This window comes from Leifsonia tongyongensis, assembly GCF_010686705.1.
Classification (GTDB): domain Bacteria; phylum Actinomycetota; class Actinomycetes; order Actinomycetales; family Microbacteriaceae; genus Diaminobutyricibacter; species Diaminobutyricibacter tongyongensis.
The window spans coordinates 1,236,920-1,255,330 of the sequence record NZ_JAAGWY010000001.1 but is presented as its reverse complement, the minus strand read 5'-3'; the positions used below and the strand labels follow the sequence as shown (position 1 = coordinate 1,255,330).

At 67.2% G+C, this 18,411-nt stretch carries 22 protein-coding genes; 8 read left to right on the top strand and 14 right to left on the bottom strand.

Translation table 11 applies throughout. The features are described from left to right. Positions 1-11: 11 nt before the first annotated feature. From G3T36_RS06105 to G3T36_RS06080, 6 genes are all read right to left on the bottom strand, one after another. Positions 12-704 carry a glycosyltransferase gene (locus G3T36_RS06105; protein WP_163288653.1) on the bottom strand — a complete coding sequence of 231 codons (693 nt, stop codon included), beginning with the start codon at positions 702-704 and terminating at the stop codon, positions 12-14. Next, on the bottom strand, positions 701-1,963 hold the full coding sequence (locus G3T36_RS06100) for a bifunctional PIG-L family deacetylase/class I SAM-dependent methyltransferase (RefSeq protein WP_338031479.1): 1,263 nt from the start codon (positions 1,961-1,963) through the stop codon (positions 701-703). The genes G3T36_RS06105 and G3T36_RS06100 overlap by 4 nt, the downstream gene beginning before the upstream one ends. Continuing rightward, on the bottom strand, positions 1,954-3,024 hold the full coding sequence (locus tag G3T36_RS06095; protein ID WP_163288652.1) for an acyl-CoA/acyl-ACP dehydrogenase: 1,071 nt from the start codon (positions 3,022-3,024) through the stop codon (positions 1,954-1,956). The genes G3T36_RS06100 and G3T36_RS06095 overlap by 10 nt, the downstream gene beginning before the upstream one ends. After that, positions 2,982-3,539, bottom strand: a complete 558-nt coding sequence (locus G3T36_RS06090) for a Dps family protein (protein ID WP_163288651.1) — start codon at positions 3,537-3,539, stop codon at positions 2,982-2,984. Before G3T36_RS06090 ends, G3T36_RS06095 begins: the two co-directional genes overlap by 43 nt. Before the next feature lie 101 nt (positions 3,540-3,640). Beyond that, a complete protein-coding gene (locus G3T36_RS06085) occupies positions 3,641-4,294 on the bottom strand; it encodes a DUF1345 domain-containing protein (RefSeq protein ID WP_163288650.1) in 654 nt (217 codons plus the stop codon). After that, on the bottom strand, positions 4,291-4,677 hold the full coding sequence (locus tag G3T36_RS06080) for a hypothetical protein (RefSeq protein WP_163288649.1): 387 nt from the start codon (positions 4,675-4,677) through the stop codon (positions 4,291-4,293). Before G3T36_RS06080 ends, G3T36_RS06085 begins: the two co-directional genes overlap by 4 nt. A 134-nt stretch (positions 4,678-4,811) precedes the next feature. On the opposite strand from G3T36_RS06080, the gene G3T36_RS06075 reads away from it, so the two are divergent. Beyond that, positions 4,812-5,177: a DUF7882 family protein gene (locus tag G3T36_RS06075; protein WP_240148253.1), complete on the top strand. Its 366-nt coding sequence runs from the start codon at positions 4,812-4,814 to the stop codon at positions 5,175-5,177. Between the two features lie 87 nt (positions 5,178-5,264). On the opposite strand, the gene G3T36_RS06070 is transcribed toward G3T36_RS06075, so the two are convergent. Genes G3T36_RS06070 through G3T36_RS06060 form a run of 3 tightly spaced genes read right to left on the bottom strand, consistent with a single transcriptional unit; the run spans position 5,265 to position 7,011 of the window. After that, entirely contained in the window at positions 5,265-5,855 is a 591-nt protein-coding gene (locus tag G3T36_RS06070; protein WP_163288648.1) for a DUF3618 domain-containing protein, read from the bottom strand. Continuing rightward, on the bottom strand, positions 5,852-6,268 hold the full coding sequence (locus G3T36_RS06065) for a phage holin family protein (protein ID WP_163288647.1): 417 nt from the start codon (positions 6,266-6,268) through the stop codon (positions 5,852-5,854). The genes G3T36_RS06070 and G3T36_RS06065 overlap by 4 nt, the downstream gene beginning before the upstream one ends. After that, positions 6,268-7,011: a hypothetical protein gene (locus G3T36_RS06060; protein ID WP_163288646.1), complete on the bottom strand. Its 744-nt coding sequence runs from the start codon at positions 7,009-7,011 to the stop codon at positions 6,268-6,270. Before G3T36_RS06060 ends, G3T36_RS06065 begins: the two co-directional genes overlap by 1 nt. Positions 7,012-7,261: 250 nt before the next feature. On the opposite strand from G3T36_RS06060, the gene G3T36_RS06055 reads away from it, so the two are divergent. The 7 genes from G3T36_RS06055 (at position 7,262) to G3T36_RS06025 (ending at position 12,989) form a co-directional block, all read left to right on the top strand. Then, positions 7,262-7,582 carry a DUF7882 family protein gene (locus G3T36_RS06055; protein WP_163288645.1) on the top strand — a complete coding sequence of 107 codons (321 nt, stop codon included), beginning with the start codon at positions 7,262-7,264 and terminating at the stop codon, positions 7,580-7,582. Then, positions 7,569-8,279 (top strand): GAF and ANTAR domain-containing protein, encoded by a 711-nt coding sequence (locus tag G3T36_RS06050; RefSeq protein ID WP_163288644.1) that lies wholly within the window; start codon positions 7,569-7,571, stop codon positions 8,277-8,279. The genes G3T36_RS06055 and G3T36_RS06050 overlap by 14 nt, the downstream gene beginning before the upstream one ends. Beyond that, the gene (locus G3T36_RS06045; RefSeq protein WP_163288643.1) at positions 8,276-9,043 is read left to right on the top strand and encodes an ANTAR domain-containing protein; all 768 of its coding nucleotides are present in this window, start codon (positions 8,276-8,278) and stop codon (positions 9,041-9,043) included. Before G3T36_RS06050 ends, G3T36_RS06045 begins: the two co-directional genes overlap by 4 nt. Before the next feature lie 80 nt (positions 9,044-9,123). Continuing rightward, positions 9,124-10,185 (top strand): YhjD/YihY/BrkB family envelope integrity protein, encoded by a 1,062-nt coding sequence (locus G3T36_RS06040; RefSeq protein WP_163288642.1) that lies wholly within the window; start codon positions 9,124-9,126, stop codon positions 10,183-10,185. 14 nt (positions 10,186-10,199) lie between these two features. Continuing rightward, entirely contained in the window at positions 10,200-11,183 is a 984-nt protein-coding gene (locus G3T36_RS06035; RefSeq protein ID WP_163288641.1) for a diacylglycerol/lipid kinase family protein, read from the top strand. A 107-nt stretch (positions 11,184-11,290) separates the two neighbouring features. Then, the gene (locus tag G3T36_RS06030; protein WP_420811034.1) at positions 11,291-12,400 is read left to right on the top strand and encodes a fatty acid desaturase family protein; all 1,110 of its coding nucleotides are present in this window, start codon (positions 11,291-11,293) and stop codon (positions 12,398-12,400) included. A gap of 190 nt (positions 12,401-12,590) precedes the next feature. Then, positions 12,591-12,989, top strand: coding sequence for a four-helix bundle copper-binding protein (locus tag G3T36_RS06025; RefSeq protein ID WP_163288640.1), 399 nt, complete (start codon positions 12,591-12,593; stop codon positions 12,987-12,989). A gap of 7 nt (positions 12,990-12,996) precedes the next feature. Here the strand turns inward: G3T36_RS06025 and G3T36_RS06020 are convergent, their stop codons facing one another. The 5 genes from G3T36_RS06020 to G3T36_RS06000 form a co-directional block, all read right to left on the bottom strand. Further along, positions 12,997-13,332, bottom strand: a complete 336-nt coding sequence (locus G3T36_RS06020) for a hypothetical protein (protein ID WP_163288639.1) — start codon at positions 13,330-13,332, stop codon at positions 12,997-12,999. A gap of 183 nt (positions 13,333-13,515) precedes the next feature. After that, positions 13,516-15,579, bottom strand: coding sequence for a glycoside hydrolase family 31 protein (locus G3T36_RS06015; RefSeq protein ID WP_163288638.1), 2,064 nt, complete (start codon positions 15,577-15,579; stop codon positions 13,516-13,518). A 38-nt stretch (positions 15,580-15,617) separates the two neighbouring features. Further along, positions 15,618-16,754: a Gfo/Idh/MocA family protein gene (locus G3T36_RS06010; RefSeq protein WP_240148252.1), complete on the bottom strand. Its 1,137-nt coding sequence runs from the start codon at positions 16,752-16,754 to the stop codon at positions 15,618-15,620. Next, a complete protein-coding gene (locus G3T36_RS06005) occupies positions 16,751-17,539 on the bottom strand; it encodes a ThuA domain-containing protein (protein WP_163288637.1) in 789 nt (262 codons plus the stop codon). Before G3T36_RS06005 ends, G3T36_RS06010 begins: the two co-directional genes overlap by 4 nt. Positions 17,540-17,588: 49 nt before the next feature. Beyond that, a complete protein-coding gene (locus G3T36_RS06000) occupies positions 17,589-18,404 on the bottom strand; it encodes a carbohydrate ABC transporter permease (protein WP_163288636.1) in 816 nt (271 codons plus the stop codon). Positions 18,405-18,411 lie beyond the last annotated feature (7 nt).

The following is an 18,411-nucleotide window of genomic DNA, read 5'->3' as shown; positions in this document are numbered from 1 at the left end:
CGCGCATCCGGTCACGAGGCGGTCGGCGCGAGGCCGGCGAGGTACTGCGCGTACCCGTCATGCACCCGGCCGGTCAGCCGGCTGGACGTGACGACCGGATGCGCATCCGAGGCCGCGATCCGGACCTGTCGCTCGCGCAGGCGCCCGACGATGTCGACGTCCTCACCCGTCTCGAGGAAGGTGAAGCCGCCGATGGCCGTGTAGGCGGACAGGCGCAGGCCGAGGTTCGCGCCGTGGACATGCCCGACGGTCGCGCCCGGCGGGTGGGTGCGCATCCAGACGCGTCGCCGTTCGGGGTCGAGCTCGTGGAGCACGGGCACGACCGCTCCCACGAACGCGTGCGCTCCCTCCTCCGCCGCACGCAGGTGCTCGGTGAGCCAGCCGACCGGCACGACGCTGTCGGCGTCCGTCGTCGCGAGCCAGACCGCATCCGGGTCGGCCTCCGCCGGCACGCGTGCGTGCGTGACGCCCCACGCACGGCTGCGCCCCACGTTGGCGAAGTCGGTCGTCGTCACACGAACCTCCGGGAACGTGGCGGCGATCTCGGCGGACGAGTCGGTGCAGGAATCCAGCACGAGAACGACGGTCGCCGGCAGGCCGGCCCTGTCGACCGCGTCCTGCACCGACTCGAGGCAGCGCGACAGCGTGCCGGCCTCGTCGCGCGCCGGAACGACGACGACGATGCGCTCGATCGTCGCCGTCACGCGAAGACCTCCAGGAGGAACCCGGGCTCGCGATGCGCGACCACCTGGGTCAGGCCCGACCTCGCCCGGAAGGCCTCGTGGGCGGCCTCGCCGGTCTGGGCGAAGTCGTCCGAGTCGCCGAGCCAGTGGCACAGCAGCACGTTCCCGCGCGGCGCGAGCGACTCGCGACAGCGGTCGATCGTGCGCTCCCACTGGTCGGCCGCGAGGTAGTACGCGAGCTCGGAGATCACGATGAGGTCGAAGTCCCCGTCGGGCCAGGCGGCGGGGATGCGCATCCGTTCGACGCTCACCTGGGCGAAGTCGGCCACCCGCTCGGATGCAGTCGCCACTGCCGCCGCTGCGTGATCGACGGCGACGAGCGCGTCGCAACGCTCGGCGAGGGATGCGGTCGTCTCGCCGATCGAGCATCCCAGTTCGAGCGCACGCCCGTAGCGCTCGCGCGGGAGGGAGGCGACGGTCAGGGCGCGTTTGCGCCGCTCATACCAATCGGTCCTGACGGACCAGGGATCACCGAGCCGCCGGTGGAGGTCCTCGAAGTGCGCATCGTTCACCGACCATTCCGGGCGGATGAGAACCTCGGGCGCGGTGGCGGCATGCAGCACGAACTCCGGGGTGAGCACGCCCGACGGGTTCGACGGTGACTCCAGCTGGCTCGTGAAGCGGTCGATCGCCGCGGCCTTGATCTGCTGCTCTTGCGCCGACAGCGCGGCGTCGATCAGCCGGGCCCACGGCACATCGTCTGGCGTCCCCCACTGCCACAGCCAGACCGGATAGAACAGCAGGGTCGCGTTCGTCGCCTGAAGAATCTCTCCGACCTCGCGGCCGAGCGTGCGGTGGTCGCCGTGGCGGTCTCCCGGCCACGGGGCCAGGACCAGCCACCGGTCCGTGCAGCCGCTCAACACGCTCTCGACGTGTGCTCGCAACCGGTCGGACTCGTTCTTGAGGTCGCCGTCAGTGAGCCCGAGCGCCTCGACCTCGGCAGGCACGCCCAGCTCGCTGAGCGCGTCGCGGAGCTCGGCGATGCGCTCGCTCCCGCCTGTCGCCACCACCACACGGACCGGGATGCCGTGGCCGGCGACCCGCGCAAGAAGTCCGCCGGCGCCCAGCGTCTCGTCGTCCGCATGAGCCGAGAACACGACGACCTGGTCGAGCGCGCCGAACTCGGTTCCGTCGAACGTCGGGATGCCCGCCCACTCCGCGCACTCGTCCCAGGCTTCGGGGCTGGTCACGGCCGCACGGGCGTCGAACGTCACCACCACGCGGCCGATCCGCCGAGGTGCGCGACAAGGGAGACGTCGTCGGGGCCGCGATGGTATTGAGAGACATACATCTCCAGGTCGGCCGCGCGCCGGGCGAGCGACTCGTCGAACCCGAAGACGGCCGGCCCGAGAAGATCGTGGGCCGCAGAGATGGTCTCGGCCACGGCATCCGCCGCTGTTCCGCGAACCGAGTGGGCGAGCACCGCCGCGGCGTCCTCGCCGACCGGGCCCCCTTCGACTGATTCGACGCTCTTCGCGTCAACGACCTGTGCTGCACGCTCGAGTGCGAGGCGTGTGCTGTCGAGCATCCGGAACAGCCGCCCGACGCGGGCGCACAGCAGCGGGCTCGCCGACTCAGGCTGCGCGCGCGTGAGCAGCGCCGAGAACAGTGGAAGGCATCCGCCCCACCAGGCGGCGGCGACGTCGATCGAGCCCCAGCGGAAGCCGGGCCTCGACAGGTACCAGCCAGAGTCTCCGATCGGTTCGGCGGCCGCTCGCTCGAAGCGGAGAGGGCCGCTTTCCACATCGGCGAGACCGCGCGACACCCAGGTCGCCGGCTCGGCGATCACGGTCACCGAGGTGAGCTCGACGTGGAACATACGACGCTGGCCGGATGCGGTGCGGGCGGTCACCAGCGCATCCGTCAGCCGGCCGCCGAGAGAGCACCACGGCTTCACGCCATCGAGCACCCATGACGAATCGTGCTGCGTGGCGACGAGGACGGCGTCGCGCGCCTCGGCGGCGAACACGCCCCAGGTGTGCCCGGGCTCGTTCTGCGGGAGCCCGGCTTCGGCGAGGATGGCGAGAGCGTCGAGGTGCGGCTCGAGCACGCGGGCCGCGGTGACGTCGGCAGCCGCGGTGCGTGCCAGGAACCGATGACGTTCCGCGGTCGCGCCGGGTCTCGAGCCGGCACGAGGCGCGAGCGCAGCCGGGTCGGCGTCGCGGAGCACACCGAGAAGCGGCGCCACCTGCCCGTCGCAGATGGCGGCCGCCTCCAGGTAGCGCTCGCCCGCCGATGTCACTTCGAGGCCGGCGTACGGTTCTCCGCGCTCACCATCCACGCGTACTGCTCGAGCGTCGCGATGATCTGGTGCAGGAGGTCCGCGCTCGTCGGGTCTTCGTCGTCCACCTGGTCGTGCACGTCGCGGGCCGTCCCGGCGACCGCCTCCAGGCGCTCGGTGATCAGGTCGACCGCCGCTGCCGTATCAACTTCGCCGTTCGGGAACTGCCGCAGGCTCGTCGCCTTCGCGACGGTTCCGCTCCGGCCGTCCGGGCTCGCGTGGAGCGCACGGAGTCGCTCCGCGATGACGTCGCTGAACTCGCGCGCCGACTCGACGATCTCATCGAGCTGCAGGTGCAGGTCGCGGAAGTTCTTTCCGACGATGTTCCAGTGCGCCTGCTTGCCCTGCAGGTGCAGTTCGATCAGGTCGGCCTGCACGCGCTGGAGGCACTCCGCGAGTGCCGGCGACGCGACGAAGCCGTGCTCGGAGCGCTCGCGCTTCGTCCGATGCACGCCCGCCGAAGCGCTCGCCTTGCCTGATGCCTTCTGTGCTGACTTCGTCTGCCCTGTAGCCATGATGGTCCTTTCGGTCGACCCGACCTCGAACGGTAGGCCGACCGGCGGACGAAGTTAACGGGGTTGACAGCCGACGGAAAGGCGGGGAGGGCGCGCCGCCATCACTTGGCGAGGCCCGCGACGAGGTTCACGGCCGAGGCGAGGATGACCGCGCCGAACAGGTAGGACAGCAACCCTTGCCGCAGCGCGGTCGCCCGGATAGGGCGCGTCTTCAGGTCCGTGTCCGAGACCTGGTAGGTCATACCGAGGGTGAACGCGACGTAGGCGAAGTCGAGGTAGTTGGGAGGCTCGTCCTCGTTGAAGTCGATTCCGCCGTTCGTCCCCGTGTAGTAGAGCGAGGCGTAGCGGAGCGTGAAGAGCGTGTGGATGAGGAACCACGACAGCGCAACGCTCAGGAGAGCGACGATCGGGATGATCAGCTTGCCCGCTCCTGGTTCGTTCTTGGCGCCGCCGATCAGGATCACCACGGCGACGATGCTGCCGACGCTGGCGATCAGGAGGAGGACTTCCGCGATCCCGCGGTTCGGGTCTTCGCGCGTTGCGTAGCGCTCGGCCTGGTGCGCATCCAGCCGCCCTACCGAGACCCAGGCCCAGCCGATGTACAGCGCACAGGCCGCCGCCCACCCGGCCGTGATCCCGTACTGCGCGCCGGCCGTGAGGGTGACGACGACCCCGACGACGATCCCGACGATCGCCATGATGAGCAGACGGAGCCGGGTGTCATGCCAGTGGCTGAACTCCGATGCGGGTGTCATAGCTCCCTGACGCCCTTCAGGTCGTTGGGGCGGGTCGAGTTGGTCGGGCTGGTCCGGCTGCCCGAGTCGTCGCTGTCGGCCAGCGAAACGTCGGTGCGTTCGACCAGTGCGTCGACGACTTCGGCCGGCACGTCCTCTTCGTCCTTCTTCTTCGCGTCGTCCTGCTGCTTCACTTCGACACGCGCCGCCTGCCAGGCGGACCAGTGACCGGACACCAGCGCCCACAGCGACAGGGCCGAAACGTAGACGACGCTGTTGACCCAGCCCGTTGCGATCGAAACGGGGATCATGATCACCCAGAAGATCGCCAACCAGCCGTTGACGCGGCGCATGAACACGGGGTCCCCACGCACCATGTCCCACAGGGATTTGACCGCATTCATTTCTTGAGCCTTTCTCGCGACCGCCCACAGTACGTGCCCGAGCCGCGGGAAGATACCCCTTCGGTCTGAAAGAATCCACAGGTTCGTGGCCGCAATCCTTAGTGGATTTCCCCTGCTGAGGCCACACTTATCTCATGGGCATCCTCCAATATGGCAGTGACCAGTACGAGTTCGACGACCGTCTTCTCGCGCACATGAAACTGGCCATCGTCGCGAAGCTGCTGCGTCACGAAAGCTTCCTGCTCAACTGGACGATCCCCGCCGAGAAAGGGTCGGGGCGGATCAGCTTGTGGATCAGCCGCGAGTCCCACCTCACGTTCCGGTTCGCCGGCAGCAGGCCGCCGAACATCAACCCGAGATGGGTCGAGGCGCTCTCGCTGAAGGCGGCGCGCACCGGCGGGATGCAGGTCATCAGCGAGGATGAGGTCGATGCGGCGTTCGCGGAGCATCGCGACCAGGGCGGCTCAGGTGGGCCGCTGACCACCCAGGGACCCTCCTGAGCTTTCCCGGTGCGCCTGGCGCACAGCCGTGCCCGATGCGCGTGACCCCCCGGTCCGCACATCGGGCACGCTTCGGCATCGCCCGGGCTACTGCGGGTTCCAGCCCTCGCTTGTGCTGGGCGACGCGTTCTCCTTGACCGCATCCTTACTGGCCTGCGCCTGCTCCTTGACGCCGTCGGCGGCGTCGGCCGCCTCCGCCTTCACGGACTCGACCGCATCCGTAGCGGTGAATTTCACAGCGTCGAGCGCTTCCTGCGCAGGTTCCTTCAGGTTGCCGGCGACGTCCTTCGCCGTCGTCGCCAGATCGTCGATCAGCGGCTGGGCCGCATCCTTCGCCGATGCCGCCAGCTTCTCCTCGGCATCCGTCGCGGGGATCAGGGATGCGGCGAGCCAGCCGATACCGACGGCGATCAGACCCACAGCGAGCGGGTTGCCCTTGACGGTGGCCTGAGCCTTGTCGGCTGCATCGGACACAGCGCCCGATGCGGAATCGTGGACATCCGACACGGAGCCCATCAGGTGTTCACGAGCCGACCGGAGCGCGCCCTTCACCTTGTCCGCCTGGCGTTCGGCGATCTTCGTGGGGCTCACCTTGTCGGCCAGCGCGTCGACGTTCTCGCCGAGGTCGCGGCGGGTCTCTTCGATGTTGTAGCGGATTTCATCCGGATTGTTGCTCATCGGTTCTCTTCATTTCGTTTCAGTGTTTCGGGGATCTCTTTGAGGGTGTCGACGGTCTGGGGCGCGCCCTGGATCGACTTGATGGCCGTGCGGCCGCGAAGATAGAGCACGAGGGCGACGATCAGCCAGACGACGGCGACGATCAGCCCGGACCACGCGTTGCCGACGAGGTAGCCGAGCGCCCACCAGACCGCGATCGAGATGAACAGGACGCCCATCGCCGCCGAGTACCCGGCGCCGCCCAAGAGCCCTGCGCCCTTGCCTGCGCGCTTCGCGGACTGGGTCAGCTCTGCTTTCGCGAGCTCGATCTCTTGCCGCATCAGGGTCGACAGGTCGCGGGTGACCTCGCCGAGGAGGTCGCCGAGCGACGTGTTCGCAGCCTTCTGCTCAGAAGGAGTGTGGATGTCCGTCATCAGATGGCATCCGGGTTCTGAACGTCATCGCGGTCCGTGATGAGCGCGGAGTACAGCGGCGTGGTCGCATCCGTCGGCGTGGTCGCATCCGTAGGCGCGCCCGGCGTCGTGGTGTAGGTCGAGGCGTTCTGGATGGTCGGCGTGCGGACCTCAGGAGGCCGGACCGGGGTCTGCTCACGCAATCCACTCGGAACCGAGGATCCCTTTGCGGGCGATGCATCGTCGGCCGGACCGCTGGCGAGTGAACGCGTCAGGCGTCCGGCTACCGCGCCGACGACGACGGCCGCCGCGACGAACGCACCGGGTCGACGGGCCGCGTAAGCCTTGAGTTCGCTGACGAGCGAACCGGGGTCGCGTGCATCCAGGTACGAAGCGACACTTCCGGTCCGCGCCGCTGCGCGCGAAACGAGATCCGAGGCGAGGCCACCTGACGAGTTGCGCGCCATCTGGTTCAGCTCGTCGCTGACAGCTTTGAGGCCATCCGCCACACGCTGCTGCTGAATGGTCGCCTGCTCACGAAGCTCGGCCTGGGTCTGGTGCAGCAGGTCGGTCGCCTGCGACTTCGCCTCGTGGACGACGTCTCCGGCTTTGTCCTTGGCGGTGTCGAGAACGCGGCCGCCACCTTCGACGACCTCGTCCTTCAGGGCGCCGGCCTGCTCGGCGACGACCTCTTTCGTCGACTCGTCCTGGGTGTCGTCGATCGGGTAGCCGTTCGGCGCGGCCTTCGAGTAGATGTCTGTCATGATTCGTTCCTTACAGTCGTGGGCGGTCGACAGTGTCGAGTCTGACCGCGGGGATGCACTCAGTGTTCGTGCAGCAGACTCATACATCAAGGGGTTGCCCTCGGGCGCGTGTGGGGGTACCCGCGGGTGCGGACAAGGGGTCGACAAGGGGTCGCTGAGTCCTTCGTCCGAGTCCTGTTCGGCCGGCCCGGACGCAGCTACACTTGGTGTACTACGGGCCCAGACCTCGCCCCCCAGGGATGGAGAAGTCATGGGAACCCTGATCTACGGAGCGAACGGACGCTCGATCGAATTCGACGATCGCGACCTCGCACACCTGCAATTCGTCATAGCCGGCAAGCTGCGGCGTTCCGAGAATTTCCTCCTGACCTTCCGGGGGCAGGATGACGTTCTGCACGTGCTGTGGCTCAGCCCTGCGGTGGCGCTCGAGTTCATCTACTCGTGCCCGGTCTATCCGAGCCTGAACCGGAAATGGCTGGAGCAGCTGACCATCTCAGCGAATCAGTCCGGTGTCCTCCTTCTTGCACCGGAGCCCGTCGGAGCAGCCGAGCGCGCTCTTGAATTCGCCTGAGACCTTTTCGGATGCCGTCCAGAGTCTGTCGCAAGCTTTCGAGAACGGGACCAGCTTCTGCACGCCGTTCCTGGATGCGCTGCCCGTGAGCCACGCTGCCGTCTCCACGCTCGGCCCACCCTTCGGGTCGGAGACCGTGTGCGCCTCCGACGACGAGGCGGCGCGTCTGGATGAACTCCAGATCGACTTCGGGATCGGGCCGGGCTGGGATGCGCTGGCAACCAAGGCGCCTTCGATCGATTTCGACCAGCACGATGAATCGACGTCGCGGTGGCCGCTGCTTCAGGAAGCGATCGGCCGGGCCGGCATCCACGCGGTCTACGCCTTCCCTCTCACCTTCGGCCCCCTGAACGTCGGTGCCGTCGACCTGTATGCGACGACCCCGGCGCCGATGACGCCCGCTCTGATCTCCCAGGCGCTGGTTCTTGCCGACGTGGTCGCCACCCAGGTCGTGCGGCTGGCGATGCACCGGCTTCCCGTCACCGACGACGACAACTGGGAGAAGGCCGACTTCTCCCGTCGTGAGGTTCACCAGGCGACCGGGATGATCATCGCCCAGATGCAGCTCAGCGCCGACAACGCCCTGGCACTGCTGCGCGCGCATGCTTTCGCCTCCGGACGCACCGTGCGGGAGACAGCCGCCGACCTGGTGGGCAGGCGGATGAATTTCACCGATGAAGGAGGCGATGGAGTGTGAAAACCCGGACTCCAGGCGGCAACGCGAACACCAAGCAGTCCGACCCGACGGCTCCGACCCGGGAACGTCAGCTCGCCGAGGCGTTCGTCACTCTCGCCGACACGCTGGTCGACGACTACGACATCGTCGACCTGCTCCACGTCCTCGTCGAACGCTGTTCCCAGTTGCTCGAGGCCACCGACGCGGGCATCCTGATCCCGGACGCCGACGGAAGGCTCGAAGTCGTCGCGTCCACCAGCGAGCGCAGCGAACTCATCGGTCTGCTGCAGCTCGGCGAAGGCGAGGGGCCTTGTGTCGACGCCTACCTGACGGGTCGCACCGTCGACGTCGAGAACATCGCCGCAACCTACGCGCGATGGCCTGCGTTCGCGATCGCATCCGCCGACGTCGGCTACGCATCCATGCACGCCATCCCGCTCCGGCTCCGCAAGGAGACGATCGGGTCGCTGAACCTCTTCCGCGACCGCACCGGGGGCTTCTCCGACGACGATGAGGTCACCGCGCGTGCACTCGCCGACGTGGCGACGATCGGGATCCTGCATGAGAGATGGATCCGCGAGGCGGATGCGGCACGCAGCCAGCTCCAGTACGCCCTGAACAGCCGGGTCGTCATCGAGCAGGCCAAAGGCGTCATCGCCCACACCGAGAATGTCGACATGGACACCGCGTTCCAGCTGATCCGGACTCGCGCGCGCAACAGCGGGAGGCGATTGTCCGACATGGCCCGCGCGATCGTGGAGTCGTTCTCCGAACGGGCTACCTGACACGTCCGCGGAAGTCAAGCACTTACCCTGCGTTCCGTCTGCGGGTTGTGTAGCGTGCACGCCCCTGGAAGGAGAAGCCCGTGTCCGATGTCGGTGCCAGCGAACGACTGGTCGATGCCCCCTCCCCTGACGACCCCCGCAAGCCGCACACGCCCGCGCAGGTCGAGCGGCCGTCCTGGAAAGTCGTCGCCAAGCGGACCTTCCGCGAATTCAGCGTGGACAAGTGCACCGATATGGCCGCTGCGCTCACCTACTTCGGCATCCTCTCCATCTTTCCCGCGATCCTCGCCCTCGTGTCGCTGCTCGGGGTCATCGGGCAGGGGCGAAAGGCGACGGATGCCCTGCTCGGCATCCTCGGCAGCGTGGCACCGGGCTCGACGGCGCAGCTGCTGCGCGGACCCATCGAGAACGCCGTCAACTCGCCGGCATCCGGATTCGCCCTGGTCTTCGGCATCGTCCTGGCGATCTGGTCGGCCTCCGGCTATGTCGGGGCGTTCTCGCGCGCCATGAACCGCATCTACGAGATCGACGAAGGCCGCCCCTTCTGGAAACTGAAGCCGCAACAGCTGCTCGTCACGGTGATCACCCTGGTACTCGTCGCCATCGTCGCTCTGATCCTCGTCGTCTCCGGACCGGTGACGCGCGCTATCGGCGACACGCTGGGACTCGGAACGTTGCCCCGTCTCATCTGGGAGATCGCGAAGTGGCCGGTGCTGCTCGTCGTGGTCGTCGCCATCGTCGCCCTGCTCTATTACGCGACCCCCAATGCCAGGCAGCCGAAATTCCGCTGGATCAGCATGGGAGCACTTCTTGCGATGATCGTGCTCGGTGTCGCGACCCTCCTCTTCGGCCTCTATGTCGCCGTGTTCTCGAACTACGCCAAGACCTACGGATCGCTGGCGGGAGTGATCGTGTTCCTCCTCTGGGTCTGGATCGCCAACCTCGCGCTGCTGTTCGGGGCCGAGTTCGACTCGGAGCTGGAGCGGGGCCGCGAACTCCAGGCCGGAATCGCGGCCGAGGAGACCATCCAGTTGCCTCCCCGCGACACGAGACTGAGCGAGAAGTCGGTCGCCAAAGAGAACGCCCTGATCGCTGAGGGGCGTCGCGTCCGCGAAGACGCGAGCGCCTCCGACGACTCGTGAGGCTCCGTCGACCCATGGATACACGAAAGGACAGCGAGCGCGGGCGCCTGGCCGCGGTCGTCTTCAACCCCTCGAAGGTGCCCGTGACGGCGCTGCGCGATGAGGTCGCCACCGCCGAAGCCGACCACGCCTGGGAGCCGACGCTCTGGTTCGAGACCGGCGAACACGACAACGGCACCTCCGCGGCCCGCGAGGCCATCGCTTCGGCGCCCGACGTCGTGCTCGTCGCCGGTGGGGACGGCACGGTCCGCGCCGTCGCAGAGGAGATCTACGAGGCGGGGGTGCCGCTCGCCCTCCTTCCGGCCGGCACCGGCAACCTCCTCGCCCGCAACCTGCGTCTCACCCTCGGCGACCTCCCGCATGCCGTCCGCACGGCGTTCACCGGCGTCGAGCGCGACGTCGACATCGCGTTCGCCACCACGCGTGAACCGGGCGGAGCGACCGTCAAGCGCGCGTTCGTCGTGATGGCCGGGATCGGCCTCGACGCCCACATGGCCGCGAACACCGATGTTGCGTTGAAGAGCCGGATCGGATGGCTCGCCTACGTCGACCCCATCGCCCGGTCGGTCATCGGCAACAAGCAGGTCCAGTTGCGGTATCGCATCGACGGGGGACGCTCTCTCTCCCTGCGCGCCCACACGGTGATCGTCGGCAACTGCGGCACCCTCACCGCCAACATCCTGCTCCTGCCTGACGCGATCGTCGACGACGGTCTTCTCGACGTCGTCGTCTTCCGGCCGCGCGGGGCGATCGGATGGGCCGGGATCGGCTCCCGCCTGGCGACGAACGGACTGTTCTCCAAAACCAGGCCGGGCCGGTGGATGATGCGCAATTCGCCCGACCTCAAGGGACTCAGCTACGTCCAGTCCCGCCGCTTCGACGTGCATTTCAGCATTCCGCAGGAGATCGAACTCGACGGCGACAGCATCGGCCTCGCCTCCGCTGTCACGCTGACGGTATTGCACAGAGGGCTGACACTCCGGGTGCCGGCGACGTGACGGACTCTCTGGAACCTCCCACGCAACGCGCAGGTGGCCCCGATAGTCTTTACTCGGTTGCCCTAGACCCGGTTGCCCGAGCTTTCGCTCGCACGATTGGGGGCCCAGTGTCTACTGCAACAGTTCCGACGTCGTCTTCGACGGTCATCTTCACCCGCCCGAAACGCGGTGGCGACAAGACCAATCCGACGACGGAGTATTCGGCTCTTCTGAGCACGGTGCGGGATGCCGGTCTGCTGGAGCGCCGTCGCGGCTTCTACATCGGGATGTTCGCCGCACTCGTGGCCGCCCTCGGTGCCGTCGGGGTCGGCTTCGTGCTCCTCGGTGACTCGTGGTACCAGCTCATCCTCGCCGGAGTGCTGGGGATCATCCTGACGCAGTTCGCCTTCCTGGGGCACGAGGCGTCGCATCGCCAGGTGTTCACGTCGGGCAAAGCCAACGACGTGGCCGGCCGGACCATCGCCAACCTGATCGTCGGCATCAGCTATTCGTGGTGGATGTCCAAACACAGCCGCCACCACGCGAACCCGAACATCGTCGGAAAAGATCCCGACATCGCGCGTGACTTCGTCTCGTTCACCGAGACGGATGCGTCGAAAGCGCGCGGCCTGTACGCCTGGATCACGAGGCGGCAGGGTTACCTGTTCTTCCCGCTGCTCGCTCTCGAAGGGCTGAACCTTCACCTGCACGGCTTCCGCACCGTCTTCGGTCGCGGCAAGGTCGACAAGCGCTGGCTGGAAACGATCATGCTCGTGTCGCGTATCGGCGCCTATCTTGCGGTGCTGTTCCTCCTTCTTCCGCCCGGCCTGGCATTCGCGTTCCTGGGTGTGCAGCTCGCGGTCTTCGGCATCTACATGGGAGCGTCCTTCGCCCCGAACCATAAAGGGATGCCCATCCTGCCGCACGACGCCCGGGTCGACTTCCTGCGTCGCCAGGTGCTGACCTCGCGCAACGTCGCCGGCGGCGTCGTGATGGACACGTTCATGGGCGGGCTCAACCACCAGGTCGAGCACCACCTGTTCCCGAACATGGCCCGGCCCCACCTCAAGCGCGCCCGTGAGATCACCATGGAGTACTGCGCAGACAAGGGCATCGCCTACACCGAGACCACCCTCACGCAGTCGTACGGGATCGTCATCCGCTACCTGAACCGGGTCGGCCTCGCCGCCGGCGCGGATCCGTTCGACTGCCCTGCTGCGCAGCGCTTCGGGCGCTGACGGCCGCCCGCCGCTGCGCAAATCACGTCGGCGCACTAGCAAAGTCCCAGCGCACTAAGTAGACCAAGTGCGCTGGGAAACAACACGTGCGGCGAGACAGCGTCCGCCGCGTCTGCGCGACCCCTATCCCTCGTTCGGGGCCGCGCGTAAAATCGCGCACAAAGGCTGCAGTCGACCCAGGGAGATTCGCATGGACATGAGCATGATGATGAGCACCTCGATGATGGAGGGCATGGACATGGTGGCCGCGCAGAATCTCGTGGAGGCGTGCTCGGCCTGCGAGCAGGCCTGCACGATGTGCGCTGACGGTTCGCTGGGCATGGCGGGCATGGAGAAGTGCGCTTCGATGTGCATGAACTGCGCCGACATGAGCAACACCATGATGCGGATGATGATGCGCCCCGCCGCGATGGACATGGACAGCATGATGGCGATGATGCAGGCGTGCATGGTCATGGGGACCGCGTGCGCCGCAGAGTGCACGATGCACGTCGACATGAACGAGCAGTGCCGGATGTGCGCGAAAGCGTGTCAGGAGATGGCTGCAGCGTGCGAGGCCATGATGACCTCGATGAAAGCGATGAAGTAGCCGCTTCTTACAGAGCGCCGGCGCGGAGGACGTTGAAGTTCGCGCCGCCGACGGCCAGTACGTCGTAGACCGAGTGCACGGCCACAGGGTCGCCGACGCTCACCGAACCGGTGCGGTCGGCGTGGTTCCACAGCACGTGCGTGCTGTCGTCTGCGAGCACAGCCACCTCGATCCAGCCCGCCGCCGACACGGCGACGACCACCGCATCCGCCCATTTGCCGGGCGTGGCCGAGGCCAGCCGCTCCTGGATCAGCGACAGCCCGTGCCCCGGAGCGGTCGCTGCGCAGCCGTCATGGCACTCGAGCAGAGTGTCCTGAAGGCTGTGGTCCAGCGGTTGCGTCATGCACGCCAGAGTACGTAAGGCCGGCGGATGCACGCCACCCGCCGGTCACACAGCGCAACATTCACGCCTGCCGCACTACTTCCTTCCGAGCGCACTACGTAGACCTAGGGCGACGGGACGAAGGTAGTGCGACGCTTCCGTCCGTCAGGGCGAGGTGCCCGGCAGGCCGGGCACGGCCAGCTCTTAGCGCAGTGCCTGGTCGAACTCGTCCGTCGTCGCACTGACAGCGGGCTCGGGCCGCTCGGCCGGCAGCAGCGGCAGCACCGCGCCTTCGAACGTGAACACCGGGATGCGCTCGAGCGGCGCGTCGACCATCACGATCTGCCCGCCGGTCAGGGTCTCGCCGGTCCACGCATCCGTCCACGTCCCGCCGGCGGGCAGGTAGACCGCTCGTGAGGTCTGGCCGGGGGCGAGGACCGGTGCGACGAGAATGTCAGGCCCGAACATGAACTGGTCCTCGATCGACCACGCGGCCTCATCGGAGGGGAAGTCGACGAACAGCGGTCTCATCGGCGGGAGCCCGGTACGCGCCGCGAGCTCCATCTGCTCGTGGACGTACGGCCGCAACCGCTCGCGAAGCCGGATGATGCCCGCGATGATCTCGTACGCCTCATCGCCGAACGACCAGGGCTCGTTTGGCCCACCACTCGCCGCGTAGCCGTTGGAGTTGCGCGGTTCGCGGTCTCCGTGCAGCCGGAAGATCGGACAGAACACGCCGAACTGGAACCACCGGATCACCAGTTCGCGGTAGCGCGGGTCGGATGCGTCACCACCGTGGAAGCCGCCGATGTCGGTGGTCCACCACGGGATGCCGGAGAGCGCGATGTTCAGACCGGCCCGGACCTGGATCGCCAGGGACTCCCAGGTCGCCGGGATGTCGCCCGACCAGACGGCCGTGCCGTATTTCTGCGAGCCGGCCCACGCCGAACGGGAGAACAGCACAGTCGGGGCGAGACCGTCTGCCGCCATCCCCTCGGCGAAGAGCCGGGCGTTGTCGCGCGGATAGATGTTGACGACCTGCGCGCCGGGGCCGGCAAAGAGCGACAGATTCGACGGATGCGACGGGTTCAGCTCGGGCTCGGAGGCGTCCAGCCACCAGATCCCGATGCCATGCGACACGTAGTTGCGCCGGATGAGGTCCCAGACGTATTCGCGGGTCTCCGGGTTGGTGGGGTCGTAGAAGCTGACGGCCATCGGCTCCGCCATACCCTTGTCGCGGACCGACTGGTGCGCCTCGATGCCCTGGTCGCTGGCGACGAGCAGACCGCGATCCCGGTAGTCCGCGTAGTTCTCGGAGAGCGGCGACACGGTGGGCCACACCGAGACCATGAGCTCCACGCCGAGTTCGCGCAACTCGTCGACCATCGCCGTGGGGTCCGGCCATTCCTCAGGGTCGAACCGATAGTCACCCATTGCCGTCCAGTGGAAGTAGTCGGAGACGATCACCGAGAGAGGCAGCTCGCGTCGTGCGAATTCGCGCGCGACGTCGAGCAGCTCCGCCTGCGTGCGGTAGCGCAGCTTCGACTGCCAGAAACCGCTAGCCCACGACGGCAGCTCGGGAACATGCCCGGTCGCATCCGCGTAGGACGCGAGGATGTCCGCCGGCGTCGCGCCGGCCGTGATCCAGTAGTCGATCTGACGACCCTGCTCCGCCTGCCACCGTGTTCCGTTCACGGCGAACTCCACCCGGCCCACTGCGGGAAGATTCCACAGCAGGCCGTACCCGCGATTGGACAGCACGAACGGAATGTTGACCTCACCGTTGCGCTGCACCAGGTCGAGCGCGAGGCCTTTGAGGTTCAGCCGCCCGTGCGTCCGCTGGCCCATGCCGAAGAGCAGCTCGTCGTCGTAGGACGCGAACTGCTGATGGAGTTCGTAGGCTCCGGCGCGATTGCCGAGGTAGACGCGCGCTCCCGGTGACCAGAAGTGCTCCCGCTGCTCACGGAGCAGCTCGCGACCGGTCACGGCGTCGACGAACGCGAGCAGCACCTCGGGGTTGGCCTCCGAGCGGTCCAGCGTCGCGACGACCCTGATCCGGCCCTGCGTGATCTCGGCCCGATCGACGCCCACCTCGACCGTCGGCCCGTCGGCGAGCGGCGGATGATCCAGTGCACCGTGGTCGTCCGGCGAGATGGTGTGGAGCGCGGCACGCACTCGGAGGCTGTCGCGACCCCAGGACTGGATACGGATGACCTCATGGCGGTGACGGATTTCGAGGCCGTCGTCGAGACGCTGAAACAGGGGCATGGATGATGTCCTTCGCTGTCGTCGTGGAGGGATCGTCGCTATGCGAGACGTTCGAGTCGTGCGGCCGGATCCAGCCCGGCAGAACCGGATCCCCACCCGCGAAGCTGGTCGTGAACGGCGGCCCGCTCGTCGGCGGCGAGCGCCTGGGAGTAGGCGAGCTCGACGACGTCGGCGATCAGGATGCGCGTCCTGGTGGACGCCGAGCGGACCGCGGCCTCGACCATCGCGAGGCTGCCGACGTTGTCGTGGATCTCCCCCCACGGAACGGCTCCCGAGCGCAGTGCGGTGACGAATTCGGCGAGGGCCCCGGCGATCTCCTCGGGGGCGTCGTCCGCAGCGATGTCCGCAGCACCAGTCCCTTCGATCACGGGTGCGCCTTCGCCGTCCCAGAGAACAGTGGCTCCTGCAGTGCTTGCGCGCCAGGATCCGTTCCAGGATGTCTCCGCCCCGGGGCTGCACCAGCTTCCGGTGTACTCGAACCGTGCATCCCCTTCGAACTCGAAGAGCGCGACAGCGGATGCGTCGCCCGCATACCAGCTCCAGCTGGGATTGAACGAGTCGCAATAGACCGCCACCGGCTCGCAGCCCAGCAGATAGCGGGCGACGTCGAACGGGTGGATGGCCATGTCCACGAGCAGGGGGTACGCCATCTCCTCGCGGAAGCCCCCGAAATGCGCTGCTCTGAAGAACTGGTTGGACAGGAGGCCCACCGGTCCGGTATTGCGAACCTCCCTCCTGAACGCGGCGAGTTGACGGAAGTAGCGCCGGGACTGGCTGACCATCAGGAGCTGTCCGGTCACCTCCGCAGTCGCTGCGAGCGAGAGCGCTTCGGCGACGGTCGGCGCAGCCGGCTTCTCCGAGAGCACCGCCAGCCCGAGCAGAAGTGCCTGGGTGGTGACGGCGTGATGAGCGGCCGGGACGGTGACGTTGAGCACTGCATCCGCGCCCGGGTCGATGGCGAGGTCCGTCAGGCTGCGTGCGATCGGCAGGTCGGGTCGGCCGATCGATGCAGCGGCCTCCCGTGCGGAGCCGAGATCGAGGTCGACGAGGCCGACGATGTCAGCGTCGGCGGATCGGACGAGCGTTTCGAGCCAGGCTCGCCCCATCCCTCCGGCCCCGATCTGGACCATCCGCACAGGGCGATCGATGTCAGCGAGCGTGTTGAAGTACGTCAATTGTGCATCGCCCCCTCATAGCCGTGACCGGTGTAAAAGTCGTCGCGGTCGTACCGGAGAAGGGTGGGCGTGGCCCGATCGGCACGCACCGTCCTCACCCACTCGACACCGTTCGCGATGACCTTGCGCACGTCCTTGTGGTGGTAGACCGGGTAGTCCTGATCGCCCGGGCTGAAGTAGAAGATCCTGCCGAATCCGCGACGGTAGGTGATCCCGCTCCTGAACACCTCGCCACCGGTGAACCCGCTGACGAAGATGATCTCGTCGGGCTTCGGCACGTCGAAGAATTCGCCGTACATCTCCTGTTCGGGGATGACGATCGGATTCGGGATGCCCTGCGCGATCGGGTGGGTCGGATCGATCGTCCAGACCAGCTCGCGATCGCGATCGCTCCGCCAGCGCAACGTGCAGGTCGTCCCCATGAGCTTGCCGAAGATCTTCGACCAGTGACCCGAATGCAGCACCACCAGCCCGAGCCCCTCGAGAACGTGGCGATGCACCCGCTCGACCACCGCATCCGCCACCTCGTCGTGGGCTGCGTGACCCCACCAGACGAGGACGTCGAGGTTGGCGAGAACCTTCTCCGTCAGTCCGTGCTCGGGGTCGTCGAGCGTCGCCGTCTCCACGTTCGCGCCGTCGCCGAGGTTCTCGCGGATGCCTTCGGCGATCGTCGCGTGCATTCCGTCGGGGTAGATCGCGGCCACGTTCGGCTGAAGCTTCTCGTGGCGGTTCTCGCCCCAGACCAGAACGCGGATCGGGCGGTCGGTCGGTGCTTCAACTGGCATGTCGGGTCCGTTCGGATGGATGGGCGGATGGTCGGCTGGGCGGGCGCGGCTACTTGAGGGCGCCGCCCAGGGCGCCCTCAGCGATGAAGCGTTGGGCGAAGAGCAGGAGAAGGATCGCGGGAACGGATGCGAGCACTGAGGTCGCCATGACGGGAGCCCAGCCCTGCACGTTCGCTGTCAGGTAGGTATAGATGCCGAGAGTGATCGGCCGGACGGTCGTTCCGGTGGTCAAGGTGAGTGCGAAGAGGAAGTCGCTCCAGGCGAAGAGGAAACTGAACAGCCCCGCGGTGATGATCGAGTTGCGGCTGATCGGGACCACGATCGAGCGGAACGCCCTGAACTGGCTCGCCCCGTCGACGCGAGCGGCTTCGATCAGCGTCACCGGGATCGACACCATGAACGCCCGGAGGATGAGGATGGCGAACGGGATCGAGGTCGACGCATCGGCGAGGATCAGACCGGGAATGCTGTTGAGCAGACCGAGATCGTTGTAGACGGTGTACATCGCGTTGGCGATCACGATGCCGGGGACCATCTGGGTGATCACGAGTGCGAGAAGCACGACGTTGATCCAGGGAAGCCTGAACTTGGCGAGGGCGTAGGCGGCCGGAGTCGCGATCACGAGCGTGAGCACCACGCTGCCGATGGCGATGACGAGGCTCGTGCCGAGGTTTCCGAGCTGGTCGCGGAGCGCGATCGCGTAGGCGCTGAAGTCGGGGTTCCAGGGGAAGAACGTCGCGTTGGTCGCCGCCGAGCCGGACTGCAGAGAGGTGTTGATCATCCAGTAGACGGGGAAGAGCATGATCGCGACGAACACGACCCCGAGGATCGTCTTCGGGAGGCTGCGGGTGATGGAGGTCTTCATCTGATGG

Bases quoted from the DNA above. Each gene is read 5' to 3' on its own strand.
- G3T36_RS06090 (WP_163288651.1), bottom strand. From the start codon at position 3,539: ATGGCTACAGGGCAGACGAAGTCAGCACAGAAGGCATCAGGCAAGGCG.
- G3T36_RS06085 (WP_163288650.1), bottom strand. From the start codon at position 4,294: ATGACACCCGCATCGGAGTTCAGCCACTGGCATGACACCCGGCTCCGT.
- G3T36_RS06080 (WP_163288649.1), bottom strand. From the start codon at position 4,677: ATGAATGCGGTCAAATCCCTGTGGGACATGGTGCGTGGGGACCCCGTG.
- G3T36_RS06075 (WP_240148253.1), top strand. From the start codon at position 4,812: ATGGGCATCCTCCAATATGGCAGTGACCAGTACGAGTTCGACGACCGT.
- G3T36_RS06070 (WP_163288648.1), bottom strand. From the start codon at position 5,855: ATGAGCAACAATCCGGATGAAATCCGCTACAACATCGAAGAGACCCGC.
- G3T36_RS06065 (WP_163288647.1), bottom strand. From the start codon at position 6,268: ATGACGGACATCCACACTCCTTCTGAGCAGAAGGCTGCGAACACGTCG.
- G3T36_RS06060 (WP_163288646.1), bottom strand. From the start codon at position 7,011: ATGACAGACATCTACTCGAAGGCCGCGCCGAACGGCTACCCGATCGAC.
- G3T36_RS06055 (WP_163288645.1), top strand. From the start codon at position 7,262: ATGGGAACCCTGATCTACGGAGCGAACGGACGCTCGATCGAATTCGAC.
- G3T36_RS06035 (WP_163288641.1), top strand. From the start codon at position 10,200: ATGGATACACGAAAGGACAGCGAGCGCGGGCGCCTGGCCGCGGTCGTC.
- G3T36_RS06025 (WP_163288640.1), top strand. From the start codon at position 12,591: ATGGACATGAGCATGATGATGAGCACCTCGATGATGGAGGGCATGGAC.
- G3T36_RS06020 (WP_163288639.1), bottom strand. From the start codon at position 13,332: ATGACGCAACCGCTGGACCACAGCCTTCAGGACACTCTGCTCGAGTGC.
- G3T36_RS06015 (WP_163288638.1), bottom strand. From the start codon at position 15,579: ATGCCCCTGTTTCAGCGTCTCGACGACGGCCTCGAAATCCGTCACCGC.
- G3T36_RS06005 (WP_163288637.1), bottom strand. From the start codon at position 17,539: ATGCCAGTTGAAGCACCGACCGACCGCCCGATCCGCGTTCTGGTCTGG.
- G3T36_RS06000 (WP_163288636.1), bottom strand. From the start codon at position 18,404: ATGAAGACCTCCATCACCCGCAGCCTCCCGAAGACGATCCTCGGGGTC.